This is a genomic window from Conexibacter sp. CPCC 206217, from assembly GCF_030646165.1.
In the GTDB taxonomy this organism is placed as follows: Bacteria; Actinomycetota; Thermoleophilia; order Solirubrobacterales; family Solirubrobacteraceae; genus Conexibacter.
Genome location: NZ_JAUTDO010000009.1, coordinates 21986 through 35409, shown reverse-complemented (window position 1 = coordinate 35409; position 13424 = coordinate 21986). Strand labels below are relative to the sequence as shown.

11 protein-coding genes are annotated in these 13424 nt (G+C 71.6%); 2 read left to right on the top strand and 9 right to left on the bottom strand.

From position 1 onward, the window contains the following. Positions 1 to 154 precede the first annotated feature (154 nt). Positions 155 to 1108: an aldo/keto reductase gene (locus Q7L65_RS22070; protein ID WP_304724588.1), complete on the bottom strand. Its 954-nt coding sequence runs from the start codon at positions 1106 to 1108 to the stop codon at positions 155 to 157. 346 nt (positions 1109 to 1454) lie between these two features. Between Q7L65_RS22070 and Q7L65_RS22065 the strand changes: the two genes are divergently transcribed. Both Q7L65_RS22065 and Q7L65_RS22060 read left to right on the top strand, forming a co-directional pair. Then, complete coding sequence (locus tag Q7L65_RS22065) at positions 1455 to 2456, top strand: dihydroxyacetone kinase subunit DhaK (protein WP_304724586.1); 1002 nt, start codon at positions 1455 to 1457, stop codon at positions 2454 to 2456. A 5-nt stretch (positions 2457 to 2461) separates the two neighbouring features. Continuing rightward, positions 2462 to 3082 carry a DAK2 domain-containing protein gene (locus Q7L65_RS22060; RefSeq protein WP_304724584.1) on the top strand — a complete coding sequence of 207 codons (621 nt, stop codon included), beginning with the start codon at positions 2462 to 2464 and terminating at the stop codon, positions 3080 to 3082. Here Q7L65_RS22060 and Q7L65_RS22055 read toward each other — a convergent pair. From Q7L65_RS22055 to Q7L65_RS22020, 8 genes are all read right to left on the bottom strand, one after another. After that, the gene (locus Q7L65_RS22055; RefSeq protein ID WP_304724582.1) at positions 3079 to 3975 is read right to left on the bottom strand and encodes an aldo/keto reductase; all 897 of its coding nucleotides are present in this window, start codon (positions 3973 to 3975) and stop codon (positions 3079 to 3081) included. The genes Q7L65_RS22060 and Q7L65_RS22055 overlap by 4 nt on opposite strands. Continuing rightward, the gene (locus tag Q7L65_RS22050; protein ID WP_304724580.1) at positions 3968 to 4867 is read right to left on the bottom strand and encodes a sugar phosphate isomerase/epimerase; all 900 of its coding nucleotides are present in this window, start codon (positions 4865 to 4867) and stop codon (positions 3968 to 3970) included. Before Q7L65_RS22050 ends, Q7L65_RS22055 begins: the two co-directional genes overlap by 8 nt. Continuing rightward, positions 4867 to 5598, bottom strand: coding sequence for an ABC transporter ATP-binding protein (locus tag Q7L65_RS22045; RefSeq protein WP_304724578.1), 732 nt, complete (start codon positions 5596 to 5598; stop codon positions 4867 to 4869). Before Q7L65_RS22045 ends, Q7L65_RS22050 begins: the two co-directional genes overlap by 1 nt. Continuing rightward, complete coding sequence (locus Q7L65_RS22040) at positions 5588 to 6352, bottom strand: ABC transporter ATP-binding protein (RefSeq protein WP_304724574.1); 765 nt, start codon at positions 6350 to 6352, stop codon at positions 5588 to 5590. Before Q7L65_RS22040 ends, Q7L65_RS22045 begins: the two co-directional genes overlap by 11 nt. After that, on the bottom strand, positions 6349 to 8319 hold the full coding sequence (locus Q7L65_RS22035; RefSeq protein WP_304724572.1) for an ABC transporter permease: 1971 nt from the start codon (positions 8317 to 8319) through the stop codon (positions 6349 to 6351). Before Q7L65_RS22035 ends, Q7L65_RS22040 begins: the two co-directional genes overlap by 4 nt. Before the next feature lie 82 nt (positions 8320 to 8401). After that, on the bottom strand, positions 8402 to 9859 hold the full coding sequence (locus tag Q7L65_RS22030) for an ABC transporter substrate-binding protein (protein ID WP_304724570.1): 1458 nt from the start codon (positions 9857 to 9859) through the stop codon (positions 8402 to 8404). Between the two features lie 288 nt (positions 9860 to 10147). Continuing rightward, positions 10148 to 12691: a choice-of-anchor M domain-containing protein gene (locus Q7L65_RS22025; protein WP_304724568.1), complete on the bottom strand. Its 2544-nt coding sequence runs from the start codon at positions 12689 to 12691 to the stop codon at positions 10148 to 10150. Continuing rightward, entirely contained in the window at positions 12688 to 13323 is a 636-nt protein-coding gene (locus tag Q7L65_RS22020; RefSeq protein WP_304724566.1) for a choice-of-anchor M domain-containing protein, read from the bottom strand. The genes Q7L65_RS22025 and Q7L65_RS22020 overlap by 4 nt, the downstream gene beginning before the upstream one ends. Between the last annotated feature and the right edge of the window lie 101 nt (positions 13324 to 13424).

The window sequence follows — 13424 nt, the reverse complement described above, 5'->3', positions numbered from 1 at the left end:
GTCTCCTCCACGTATTCGACAACACGTCTCTCCCAACGCTCCGATTCGGAGCTAACTAGGTGCTGGGCGCCGCCGCTGTGCAAAGCGCGCAGGAGACCTTGCCTCCTGGCGCTGGCCCCTTCCGAGCCCGCACCGCGCCGTCCCCCGCGTCCGCCTACTCGCCGGTGCCTCGCAGCAGCGTGAGCCGACCCAGCTCCGCCAGGTCCTCCTCGGAGGGCCGCCATGCGATCGCCGCGGCGTTGGCCGTGACCTGCTCCGGGCGCGTCGCGCCCGCGAAGATCGGTCCCACTCCCGGCAGCCGCGCGAGGCCGCCGAGCGCGACCTGCAAGAGCGTCGCGCCCCGTTCGTCGGCGAATGCCCGCAGCGCGTCGAGCCGCGTCCACGTGGCGTCGCCGACGTCGGCCAGCTGCTCACGCAGCCGCCCCTCCTCGACGGAGGCGCGCGCGTACTTGCCCGTCAGCAGCCCGTTCTCGAGCGGGAAGAACGGCAGCACCGTGACGCCGAGTCGTGCGCACGCGGGGACGACGTCGGCGTCCGGGTCCCGGTGCAACAGGTTGTAGTGGAACATGCAGGTGGCCACCGCCGGCAGCTCCGGCCGCGCCGTCCGCGCGGCGGCCGCCGCCTCGAGCTCGGTGACGCTCGACATCGACGTGCCGAAGCGGCCGACCTTGCCCTCGGCGACCAGCTCGGCCACCACGCCGAGCGTCTCGTCGATCGGCGTCTCCGGGTCGGCGCGGTGCAGGACGAACAGATCGACGCGGTCGGTGCGCAGGCGACGCAGCGAGCCCTCCAGCGCCCAACGGACGTACTCCTCCCGGCCGTGCGGCACCGCCGGGGCAGCGGGCATCGGGTAACCCCACTTCGTCGCGATGACGACGCCGTCCCGGTGCCCTTGCAGCGCGCGCCCGAGGTGCTCCTCGCTCTCGCCCTCGGCATACACGTCGGCCGTGTCGAAGGCGGTGACGCCTGCCGCCAGCGCGGCGTCGACCACGGCGCGGCTCTCGGAGTAGTCCAGGAACGTCCCGAACGGGTTGTGGCCGAAGTTGTTGCAGCCGATGCCGAGGACCGAGACCTCGGGACCGTCGGCGGTGAGCGTGACCCGGTCCACGGTCAGGCCACCGCGTCGAGCTTGGTCAATTCCATGGCGTTCCTTCCATTCATCGACTGCCCGCCCACGCCGGGCGGACCGGTCCCTCTCTCTCGATGGCGACGCTAACTGCTGCCCCCGCGGGCGGCTGTGCGGACCACGCGGGGTTTCTTGCCTCTGCGCGCACGGGGCTCAGCGAGGTGTTCGCTCGCGCGCGCAGCTTTCTACACGCAGGGGCAAGGAATCACGCGCGGAAGAGCAGGCCGCGCGGCCCGCCGTGGCCTAGCCTTGCGGCGATGTCCGTGGCCGGCTCCAGCGCCGGCTGGTGAGCGTGCACGGGCACTGACGCACAACTACACGGAGAGACATGCGACGCCAATTCATCAACGACCAGCAGCACCACGTGCGCGAGGCGCTCGAAGGTCTCGCGCTCGCCAACCCACAGCTCCTGCGCTACGTGCCCGAGCCGGGCTTCGTCGAGCGCGCCGTCCCCGCGACGGGCCAGAAGGTCGGTCTCGTCTCCGGCGGCGGCTCCGGCCACGAGCCGCTCCACACCGGCTTCGTCGGCGTGGGCATGTTGGACGCCGCAGTCCCGGGCGCGATCTTCTCCAGCCCCACCGCCATCCAGGTGGAGGCCGCCACGCGAGCCGCCGATCACGGCGGCGGCGTGCTGCACATCGTCAAGAACTACACCGGCGACGTGATGAACTTCAACATCGCCGCGGAGCTGGTCGCGACCGACGGGATCGCCGTGGAGCGGGTCCTCGTCGACGACGACCTGGCGACCGAGCGCACCGACGGCGACGGCCCCGGACGCCGCGGCACCGCCGCGGTCGTCGCGGTCGAGAAGATCTGCGGTGCGGCGGCCGAGCGCGGAGCGTCGCTCGCGGACGTCGCGGCGCTCGGGCGGCGGGTCGCTGACGGCGCTCGCACGATGGCGCTGGCGCTGGCCTCGCTTGCCCACCCCGGCGAGTCGCAGCCGTCCTTCGAGCTGGGACCCGACGAGGTCGAGCTCGGCGTCGGCATCCACGGCGAGCGGGGACGTGGCCGCGTGCCGTTCGGCACCGCGCACGAGCTGGAGCGCCAGCTGACCGAGCCGCTGATCGACGCGCTGGGCCTCGCCGAGGGCGACCGCGTGATCGTGATCGTCAACGGTCTCGGCGCCACGCACCCGCTCGAGCTGTCGGTGCTGTTCCGCGAGCTGTCCGCGCACCTCGGCGAGCATCGCATCGCGGTCGCGCGGGCGCTCGTGGGGTCCTACGTCACCGCGCTGGACATGGCGGGCGCGTCGGTCACGCTGGTGCGTGCCGACGACGAGATCCTCGACCTCTGGGATGCGCCGGTGCGCACGCCCGGACTGACGTGGTGAGCGCAATGGGCACGATCGACGCGACGGCATGGGTGGAGCGCTTCCTCGTCGCCGCCGAGGCGCACCGCGCGCAGCTCGGCGACCTCGACCGCCAGGCCGGTGACGGGGACTTCGGCACGAACCTCGAGACCTCGCTGCGACGCGCGCGCGAGGAGCTGTCCGGCGCCGGAGGACAGGCGCCGTTCGCGGCCCTCTCGACGGCGTTCCTCAACACCGGCGGCACCAGCGGACCGCTCTACGGCATGTGGTTCCGCGCGCTGGCGCAGGCGGCCGACGCCGGCCCGCTCGACGCGCGGGCGCTGGGCACGGCCGTCGCCGCGGGGACCGACGCGGTCTGCCGGCTCGGCGGGGCCGCGGTCGGCGACAAGACGATGGTCGACGCGATGCGGCCGGCGGCCGACGCGCTGCTCGCGGCCTCCGAGGCCGGCGAGGACGTCGCTCGCGCGCTCGCCGCGGCGGCCACGGCGGCCCGGCGCGGAGCCGACGCCACCGCCGCGATGCTGGCCCGCCGCGGCCGCTCCAGCTACGTCGGCGAGGTCGCCCGCGGCGTGCTGGACCCCGGAGCGGTGACGGTGGCGATCTTCTTCGAGGCGGCGCCCGGCCCGGACGGGGGCGCGGAAGGCTAGCCCCAGCCGACCTTGGGGTCGTCGGAGTCCGCGGCGGCGCTCTCGCCGTGGTCGAGCGCGGTGATCGCGTCCCGCTGCTGCGGCGTCAGCGCCAGCTCGACGCTCTCGAGGTTGGACGCCATCCGCTGCGCGTTCGTCGACTTCATCACCACGCTCAGGCCGAGATCGAGGTGCCAGCGCAGGACGACCTGGGCCGGGGTGCGCCCGTGCTCGCGGGCGATCTCGACGATCACCGGCTCGTCGAGGACGCCGGCTCTGGCCTGTCCCCCGTCCTGCTGCCCCGCCAGCAGCTCGTGAACGCCGCCGCCGAGCGGGCTCCACGCCTGGGTCACGATGCCGCGCTCGGCGTGGTGGCGGCGCGCGGCGTCGCGCGTCACGTGGGGGTTGAGCTGGATCTGGTTGACGTCCGGCACGACCCCGGTCTCGTCGACCAGTCGGTCGATGTGGTCGGCCTTGAAGTTGGAGACGCCGATCGCCCGTACCAGGCCCTGCTCGCGCAGCGCGATCAGTCCGCGCCAGGCGTCGACGTAGCGATCGTGGGACGGGAGCGGCCAGTGCACCAGGTACAGGTCCACGTAGTCGAGGCCCAAACGCTCGGCGCTGCGCGCGAACGCCTCCTGCGCCTCCTGCTCGCCATGCCCATCGGCTCCGAGCTTGGTGACCACGAAGACGTCCTCGCGCGCGACGCCGCCGTTCCGCAGCCCGCGGCCGACGCCGCCCTCGTTGCCGTACATCTGGGCGGTGTCGATCAAGCGGTAGCCGACCTCGAGGGCCTGCGCGACCGCCGCCTGCGCCTCCGCGTCGCTCATGTTCCAGGTGCCGAGGCCCAGCCGGGGCATCGACGGCCCGCTGCGCAGCTCGGCGAGGGGCGCACGCACATCTGCGTCAGACATCGGCAGGCTCCTTGGTTGTCGGCGCGCCCGCGCCGCGACGGACGAAGTCGTACCCGAGCTCGTCGGCCAGACGGTGCAGCCGGGCGAAGTTGATCGCGTAGTCCCCCTCGCTGTCGAGGTGCTCGCACAGGCAGGGCAGATCGCGATCCATGCGCCCGAGGTGGTTCAGCAGCGTGGTGAAGTCCAGCACGCCGTCGCCGACGAGGACCTCGTCCAGGCGCAGGAAGTTGTGGCTCCAGTCGAGCCGGATGTCCTTGAAGTGAGCCCCGACGACGCGGTCGCCGAGCAGCTCGAACGTCGTGTCGATCAACGTGGTCGTGTCGTAGTAGGAGAACTGGTCGACCATGTTCATCTGGTCCAGGTGCAGGCCGAGGTGCGGATGGTCGACGGCCTCCATGAACGCGGCGACGTCCTCGGGCAGGTAGAAGAAGGTGTTGCTGTTCGCTTCGAGCGCGAGCTTCGTCACCTGCAGATCGAGCCCGTCGAGCACGCGCAGGACGACGTCCCGGAACCGCGCCCGGTACGCAGCGGTGAAGTTGTCGGGATGCGGCGCCGAGATCGAGTCGGACGCGTGGGTCGTGCCGGCGAAGGAGATGACCCCGTAGCAGCCCATCAGATCTGCCTTGCGCAGGACGGTGCGCAGGTCCTCGATGCGCTGCGCGCGCACCTCGTCGTCGGCGACCATCAGGTTCATGAGGTAGTGCGCCTCGCCGAGCAGGATGTCCAGCTCCGCTGCCCGTTGCCCGTACTCGAGTGCCTCGTCGTCCGGCATCTCGCCGAGCCGGTATGGGGCGACGATCGTCGACAGGCCGTAGACGTCGAGCTGCTCGACCGCCGCGTTCAACTCGGCCAGGTTCTCCGGCCGATGCAGCGACGCTCCTCCAAGCCGCATCACATCACCCCCGGGGTCGAGCCCATGTAGCTGGCCAGGATCCGGTCGCCGTCGGCACGGAGCACGTCGGTGGTCTCGCTCAGCACGACGTCGCCGTGCGCCAGCACATAGGCGCGGTCGGCGAACTCGAGGGCGAGGTGGACGTGCTGCTCGACGAGCAGGACGCCACAGCCGCTGTCGAGCGCGTACTGGCGAACCACGGGCATCAGCCGTTCGACGATCACCGGGGCCAGACCGAGGCTCAGCTCGTCGAGCAGGAGCAGCCGCGGGCGCCGGGCGAGTGCACGACCGACGGCCAGCATCTGCTGCTCGCCGCCGGACAGCAGGCCGGCGCGCCGGGAACGCAGGCTCGCGAGCGCGGGGAAGTATTCGAACGCGACGTCCGCGTCGACCTCCTCGCCGCGGTGGCGCAGGCGGAAGTGCTCCGCGACGGTGAGGCCGAAGAAGAGGCCGCGACCGTCGGGCACATGGGTCATCCCGAGTCGTGTGCGCATCGCGGGCGCGACGCCGGCGAGATCGTCCCCGTCGAGCAGGATGCGCCCCCGCTCCGGCTTGAGCAGCCCGGAGATCGCCCGCAGCGTCGTCGTCTTGCCGGCGCCGTTGGGACCCAGGAACGCGACCATCTCCCCGCGGCCGACGGTCAGGCTGATGTCTCGGATCACGACGGCGTCGCCGTAGCCGACGGTCAACTGCTCGAGCTCGAGCAACGCGCCGGCGTCTTCAGCTGGCATGGTCTCCTCCGTCAGACGAGCCGCCGAGATAGGCGGCGATCACGCGTGGGTCGGTGCGGACCTGCTGCGGCGTGCCCTGGGCGATCACCGTGCCGAAGTCGATCACGTACAGGTAGTCGCAGATGCTCAGGACGAGCGCCATGTCGTGGTCGATCAGCAGCATCGGCAGCCCGCCGTCGACGAGCCGCCGCAGCACGACACCGAACTCCTGGCTCTCCGTCGTGTCGAGCCCGGCCGCCGGCTCGTCGAGGCACAGGACCCGCGGCTGCGCCGCCAACGCCCGGGCCACGCCGATCAGCTTGCGCTGGCCCTGGGAGAGGTCGGCGGGCAGCGCCTCCCGCATGTGCCGCAGGCCGAGCAGATCGAGTGCCTCGAGCACGGATTCGGTCGGCGGCTGCGCCTTCCACAGCACCTCGCGCAGCGTCGTCTGCAGCCGCGGACGCTCGGCCGCCACCTCGAGGTTCTCGGTCACCGTCAGGTCGTCGAAGAGCTCGATCGTCTGCCACGTGCGGGCCAGGCCCAGGCTCGCTCGCTTGTGGGAGCCGAGCCTGGTCAGGTCGTCGTCTCCCAGCTTCACGGTTCCCCCCGCGGGCACGAACCCCGTGATCGCGTCGATGAAGGTCGTCTTGCCCGCGCCGTTGGGCCCGATCAAGCCCACCAGCTTCCCCTCCGGCACGGCCAGGTCGACCTCGCGCACAGCATGGACGCCGCCGAAGCGGACGGAGATCCCTCTTGTCGAGAGCACGTCGCTCATGAGCCCCACACCCGGCCGAGAACGCTGGGCTTGGACAGCCCGGCTGCTCGCATCGTCTCCTTGCGTCGTCTCTTCGCGTACTGCATCCCGGCGGTTCCGGCGGGCACGAAGATCACGTTGGCGATCAGCGCGACACCGGCGAACAGGTTCGCCCAGTTGCCGTTGATGCCAAACCACTTGAGCATCGCGTACTGCGCCAGGCCCTGGACCGCCAGGAACCCGGCCAGCACCGCGCCGGACACCATGCTGATGCCGCTGATGTAGGCGAAGGCGATCAGGCTCAGCGCGGTCAGCGCGCTGAAGCGGCCCGCCGACACGCCGCCGAAGTTGTAGCCGTACAGGACGCCGGCGACCCCGGCGATGAACGCCGCCAGCGCGAACGCGGTCAGCTTCACCATGCGGACGTTCACGGACGCCGCGGCCGCTGCGCGCTCGTTGGCGCGGACGGCGAGCATCCGCCGGCCGAGCCCGGATCGGCGAACGTTGGAGACCATGACGCACAGCAAGATCGCGGCCGCGAGGACCACGAAGCCCAGCACCGGGCTCGGCAGCTGACCGTCGAGGCCACGGAAGCTCGCCTGGTTGCCGAGGTTGAGGCCCAGCAGCTTCGGCTCCTGGATCGGCGCTCCGGTCAGGCCCGCGCCGAAGCTCGGGTTGGCGAACAGCAGGTTCTGGATCATCACCGCTCCCGCCACGGTGACCACGGCCAAGTCGACACCACGAGCGCGCAGCCCACCCATCGCCAGGGCCACGCCGACTCCCGTCGCGACCACCGCCGCGATGATCGGGCCGAACGGGAACCCGATGCCGAGGTCGACCGCCAGGTGCGACAGGGCCAGGCCGGCCACGCCCGACAGCGCCAGCTGCATCACCGACACCTGCCCCACGAACCCCGTGAGGAGCACCAGCGACAGGACGACGATCGTCCCGATCATCGAGTTCATCAGCGCCTGGCGGAAGTCGCCGGGGAACACGATCAGCGCGAGCACGCCGAGCGCGGCCGCGATCAGCGCCGGCTGAAGCAGGCGCTCCGGCCGCGGCGCCAGCGGCAGCCGTTGCTCGATCAGCTCGCCGCGCCCCGGGATCCGGTTGCCGCGCCAGTACATCGCGCCGATGATCACCAGGAACACGACGAGGTCGAACACGCCCGGCATCGGCTGGCCGGCCGATTTGGGAAACCACGACTGGATCGACGCGTAGTACAGGAGGCTCTGCACGATGCCGAGCCCCAGGCCTGCCGCACAGGCACCGACGGGCGACGTGAAGCCAGCCAGCAGCGCGGCTGCCAGCGCGGGCACGACGACCAGCGGAAGCGTCTGGGTGTCGAGCGTGATCAGCGGCGCGGCGAGCACCCCGACCATGCCCGCGATGACGCAGGCCAACACCGAGTTGATCCCCGAGAGGACGTTGGGCGACAGCCCGAACAGCGTCGCGTAGACCTCGCTCTCGGAGCCGGCCCGCGTGGCCAGGCCGAACAGCGTCCAACGGTAGAGCGCTGCCAGGAGCAACGCCGTGACCAGCACGATGCCCGCCAGGACCAGACCGTCGGTGGGAACGCCGACGCCGAACATCTCGATCCGCCCGGTCGGCAGGATCGACGGCTCCGTGCGCGGCGACTGGCCGAACGTCAGCTGCATGCCGGCCTGGGCCAGCAGCAACGCGCCGAGCGTCGCGATCAGCTTGGCCAGAGGCGGCGCCGTGCGCAACGGGCGGAAGATCACGAACTCGAAGAACAGCCCGACCAGCACGCACACCAAGAGGCACAGCACCAGCGCCGGGCCCGTGCCCAGCGACAGCCCGGGCGTCCGGAAGCGCCAGAACGCAAAGCCGGCGATCATCGCGATCGCGCCGGCCGCGAGATTGACGACCCCCGCTCCGCGGTGGAAGACGACCAGCCCGACCGCGGTGCCGGCGATCAGCGCACCGCTGCCGAGGCCCAGTACAGCGAAGAGAAAGATCTGGTTCATTTGCCGTCTACCTGTGAGTCGTGGAGCGCGCGCCCGTGGTCACCGACGGTGACCACGGGAAGCCCACGCTCGTCGGCGGTCGTCACTTGAACGGCCAACTGGTCGGCTGGGAGGACCCGAGCGGCAGGTCCTTGAGTGCGTCGACCAGGGCGGGAGCCGGTTGCACGAATCCGGAGATGCGTCTGTACAGCCCGTCGCCGAGCGGCTGGAAGTACCAGTTGCCGTCCGCGCAGCTGCCGGGGTAGAACGGGTACTTGCCGCACTCGGTCTGGAAGGCGCCCAGGACGAGCGGTCCGCGCCACGTCTTCAGGTGGTCGAGGATCGTCTCGTTGCTGATCTTGTCGGCGCCGATCTCGTTGAGGAACTGACCGATCGTCAGCATCTGCCCCCACATGCCCGACCACCACGGGTCGTTGTACATCTTCTCCTGGCCGACCTGCTTCAGGGCCTTGAAGTAAGCCTGACCGGTCGGCGAGTTGATCAGCGCGTCGCCGGACTGGGCGTTCATCACGTAGTAGTCGGGGTACGTCCCGCCCGGGTACTGCGACTTGGCCTCGGGGTTGATGCACGACGGCGACCAGATCACCTTTCTGGGGTCGACGTTGAGAGCGGAGAGCCCCTTGGCCGTGGCGATGCACTGCGCCGCGGTCGTCGGCCACGCGATCGTCACCGTGTCCCCCGAGGCCGAGCCGGCAGCCGTGAGCGCCGCGGTCAGGTCCTGGGAGGTCGGGTTGTAGGCGACGGCCTTCGTCGCGAGGCCCGCCGCTTCGCAGCCGATCTTGATGCCGTTGGCGTCCAGCGTCGAGCCGGGAGCGTCCGGCGTCGAGACCGCGCAGGCCTTGGCGCCCAGCTGCTCCTTGGCCCAGTTGCCGATCGGGTAGTGCGCGAACCCGCCGGCGGTGAACAGTGAGAAGACGTTCTTGGCGGTGGCGTTCGCCGCGTCGGCGGAGAACCCCATGATCGTCACCTTCTCGCCCTTGACGATGTTGTTGATCGTCTGGGCCCCGACCGCCAGCGCTCCGTACGTGATCATCTTGACCGCCGGATCGTTGAGGAACTTCTGCCCGCACTGCAGGCCCTCTTCCTCGGCGTTGAGGATCTCGCACTTCTTGAGCTCGAGCGGGTGGCCGTTGATGCCGCCGGCGTAGGCGTTGATCCACTTCACCGCGGCCTCCACCCCGGCGGTCGCCTCGGCGCCGACCGGCGTGACGCTGCCGCCGGAGTCGTTGCTGGAGTACCCGATGACGACGGGCGCCAGATCGGGATTGGCCTTCCCCCTCACCGCGTCTCTGGATCCGCCGTGAACGTATCTGACGAAGTCGGTGATCCAGCCGCCGGGGGGCGCTGGTCCCCAGTCGGCGGGCTTGGTGACCGGGGGTCCGCCGGCTGCGGCGGAGCCCGAGGTGCTGGTGCTGGCGCTGGTGCCGGTGCCTCCGTCGGAGCCGCAACCCGCGGCGAGCGCGGCCGCAGCGATCAGCGCAGTGCCGACCACGCTCGCTCTGCGGGCGCGAATCGCCACAGCGGCAAGTGGGACGTTCATCCTTTTCTCTCCTCCTCACCGACGACCCGCGGTCGAGTCACAGTAAGCACGACCGCACCCGTGGGCGCCACGAATTGTCTAGCGCAAGCGTGGACTGACGGTGGGAACGACAATCTGGCCGAGTCTCACCGCCAAGCCTCCTCCTCGCTGCTCTGATTGCCAGTCAACAGCGTGGTGGGGCGCGGTGCTTGTCCCGGCGCGCCGGATTCCATGCCGATCAGCGCACGGCGCCGCGTCAAGGGCGGTGGGCGAACTCTCCAGGTGCCGGGAGGGCGGACTGCGGACGGATCAGCGCGAGACGCGCACGACCACCCCCTTGACGACGATCCGTCTGCCGACGCGCAACGCGACGCGCAGTCGATAGCGCCCGCGACCAAGCCCGCGGTCGAGCCGCAGCCTCACGGTCCGCGCTCCCGCTTTCACCCGGACGGAGCGGGTGCGCGCGAGCCGGCGCGGCTTGCCGACGCGGCGCACCTCGACGCTCACGCGCCCCGGCGCGCCAGTGCGCAGGCGCAACGTGAGCGCTCGTCCGCGGATCTGCGCACGCGTGATCTTCAGCCTCGGCGCGGGCGCGGATCTTGCGCTGGGGCGTGGGGCGCGCGGCGGATCCTGGGACGGTGCGGGCGCGGGCGCCGGCCCGGCCTGCGGCGGCGCCGGGCCGAACTCGGGCGGCGGTCCCGTGCCGTCACCGCCGTCGTCGTCCGGGCGCGTCTGCCGTGCGCACGGGACGACTGTCGCAGGGTCGATCGCATCGCCGGCCACCACGGTCAGGACGTGCTCGGCCGCGACGGTCGCGCCGCCGGGCAGTCGTCCGCTCCAGCTCAGCGGGAGGCAGTAGACGCCGGTCTGGGAGAAGGTCCAGTCGCCGTGGCGCAGGTTCGTCCCGGCACGCAGCGCGGTCGTGGCGACCGGCCCGCCGCCGGCTGCCCGCGTGCTCAGCAGCGGCCCGAGGTCCTCGTCGATCCAGGCGTCGCCGATCACGACCTCGCCGGGTCCGGTCACGTCCCCGAGCGCGAGCGTCAGGTCGCCGTCGAGCTGCTGCGGCGCGACCCGCTCCATCGTCCAACCCAGCAGCGGTTCGACGCCGTTGCGGTAGGTGTCGCCCATCCCCCAGACGGTCGCGCCGGGCTCTCCCCGCCACGTGGGCGCATCGTCGTCCAGGTCGATCTTCCGGCGCGTGACGACGATCGCGTCGTCGATCGAGCGCAGCGTCGGGTCCAGCGTCGCCGCCGCCCGCGTCTGCAGTCCGACCGCGAGCGCGCCGTCGTCGATCCGCGGTGCCAGCTGCGCCCACATGTCGCCGCCGACGAGGTACGGCTCGCCCGCTGCCGGGTCGGCGAGCGGCGCACGCTGCTGGCCGTGCGGCGCCGGCTCGTCGCCGCGCCCGCACGGCAGCACCGTCTCGGGGTCGACGTCGTCGCCGACGACGACGGTCAGCTGCCCGCTGTCGCGCGCGACCGCGCCGGACGGCAGTCGCGCGCTCATCGACATCGCGAGGCAGTAGACGCCCTCGGCGGTGAACGCCCAGGCCGGGTGGCCGTGCACGTTGCGCCCCAGCTCCACGGTCGCAGGCAGACCCTGGCGCGTGGAGAAGAGCACGCCGTCGGGGCGCAGCTCGCCGTCCGGGAAGGTGAACGGCATCGTCAGGACGACGTCGCCGGGTCCGCGCACGCCGTCCAGCTGCCAGGCGACGTTGCCGTGGATCTGGCCGTGCGCGATCGCCTCGGTGCTGTACCCGGGCCAGAGCACTCCCGTCTGGCCGCTGAACGGCAGCTCCCAATAGTCGCTGCCGGGCGATCCGATCGCCCAGCCGTGCGTGTCGAGCGCGGTGACGGTGTGCTGCGTGCCGTCGCCGACGTGGAAGACGCGATCGTCGAAGTCGGCGATCGTGGAGCCGATCCCCATCTCCAGCCTGTCGCCGACGATCCGTGCGGCGACATCGGTGTGGCCGCTGCGCATCACTCTCACGTCGGGATGGGGGTCGACCGGCTCCGGGTCGCCCGGGTCCGGGTCGGGATCCGGCTGCGTCTCGTCGCCGTCGACCTGCGCGCAGGGCGCCACGACCGCGGGCGGGGCCGGCAGCTCGCCGACGACGACGGTGTAGGTCGCGCTGTCGGAGGCGAGCGCCCCGGAGGCGAGCGTCGTGGAGCCGTCGATCGTCACGCAGTAGGTGCCGGCGGCGGTGAAGGCCCAGCCCATCGTGATGGTGGCCGCCGTCAGCGCGGCGGGGAAGTCGACCGGAGCGGTTGCGTCGGCGCGGCTGTCCCAGAACGGATTGACGTTGCCGCTGAGCGCGCCGGCGGCGGTCGCGAGGTACGCCGCGAGGTACCCGCCGGACGTCGTCTGCACCGATGCGAGTCTGGTGTGGAGCTTCGCCGGCAGCGATCTCTCGACGCCGAACGCGTCGGCGGCATTGACGGCGCCGTTGACGCCCGCGTCGGCGCCGATCAGCAGCTGCTGGGCGGTGTCGACGCCGCTGGCGTTGCCGGGCGTGCGCCACAGCAGCGTGCCGGGATCGGCCACTCTCGCCCACTTCGCGTACGCGCTGTCGGCGGGGTCGCTGCCGCCGGGCCAGGCCTCGTCGCGCCTGGGCAGTTGGAGGATCGCCGAGCCGGGCGCGTGCCACGTCTGCGCGGCGGCGTCGGTCTTGTCGAGCAGGCCGAGCTGGATGCCGTCGGCCGTCAGCTTCGGCGTGATCGCGACGCTGCCCGTGCTGCGCACGACCGGCTCCGCCGCGAGGGCGGAGCCGGTCGACGCGGCGGCCGGCACGAGGCCGGCGAGGACGAGCCCGAGCGCTGCGGCGCGCGCGGGCCCCGTGCCGACGCGCCTCACGGGGCGGCGACCTCGAAGTGGAGCGTCAGCGCGTTCGAGTCGTCGTAGCCGGAGAACAGCGGCGCCGTCGCGACGAACGTCAGGTCGTAGGAGCCCGCTCTCGTGAACGTCCATGCGCCGTGACTGTGAAACGACTCCTCGCCCGGCTCGTCGGGCTGCTCGAGCGCGGCCACCTTCTCGAAGTCGCTCGTGCCGGTGTCGAAGAACGTGTCGCTGGAGCTGGCGACCACGACGCGTGCGCCGCTGGGCACGCTCGCTCTCGTCAGCGTGTACGTGATCTCGTCGTCGACGGCGAACGGCGCCGGCACGAGGTCGTCGGCCGACAGGCCCGGGAACAGCAGGTTCGGGTCCTGCGTCTCGGGCAGCACGGCCGCGCTGACGCTTCTGCCGTCGAGCGTGATCGTTCTCCACGCCGCTCTCTTGACGCCGAGCGTCGTGGTCGCCGGCGCCGGGAACTCGACCGGGCCGCTCTCGTCGTGGATGTCGAGCGTCAGCGCGCTGCCGGAGACGCCGACGTGCAGCACGTCCACGTGGCCGGTGTCGATCGTCGCCGCGCTCGCCGGACCGGCGGCCGCGACCGCCAGCGTCGCCGCCCCGAGCACACCTGCGAATACCTGCTTGAACGTCGTCATGCGTTCCCCTCTGGGTAGATATATGAGACTCAGTCTCATTAAAAGCAGGCGCGTCGACACGCGTCAAGGAGATGAGAACGCGCACACCTGGATTGCGAACG

What these genes read in the sequence shown, in the direction of transcription:
- Q7L65_RS22065 (WP_304724586.1), top strand. Translation starts at nt 1,455, where the DNA reads ATGCGACGCCAATTCATCAACGACCAGCAGCACCACGTGCGCGAGGCG.
- Q7L65_RS22060 (WP_304724584.1), top strand. Translation starts at nt 2,462, where the DNA reads ATGGGCACGATCGACGCGACGGCATGGGTGGAGCGCTTCCTCGTCGCC.
- Q7L65_RS22055 (WP_304724582.1), bottom strand. Translation starts at nt 3,975, where the DNA reads ATGTCTGACGCAGATGTGCGTGCGCCCCTCGCCGAGCTGCGCAGCGGG.
- Q7L65_RS22050 (WP_304724580.1), bottom strand. Translation starts at nt 4,867, where the DNA reads ATGCGGCTTGGAGGAGCGTCGCTGCATCGGCCGGAGAACCTGGCCGAG.
- Q7L65_RS22045 (WP_304724578.1), bottom strand. Translation starts at nt 5,598, where the DNA reads ATGCCAGCTGAAGACGCCGGCGCGTTGCTCGAGCTCGAGCAGTTGACC.
- Q7L65_RS22040 (WP_304724574.1), bottom strand. Translation starts at nt 6,352, where the DNA reads ATGAGCGACGTGCTCTCGACAAGAGGGATCTCCGTCCGCTTCGGCGGC.
- Q7L65_RS22035 (WP_304724572.1), bottom strand. Translation starts at nt 8,319, where the DNA reads ATGAACCAGATCTTTCTCTTCGCTGTACTGGGCCTCGGCAGCGGTGCG.
- Q7L65_RS22030 (WP_304724570.1), bottom strand. Translation starts at nt 9,859, where the DNA reads ATGAACGTCCCACTTGCCGCTGTGGCGATTCGCGCCCGCAGAGCGAGC.
- Q7L65_RS22020 (WP_304724566.1), bottom strand. Translation starts at nt 13,323, where the DNA reads ATGACGACGTTCAAGCAGGTATTCGCAGGTGTGCTCGGGGCGGCGACG.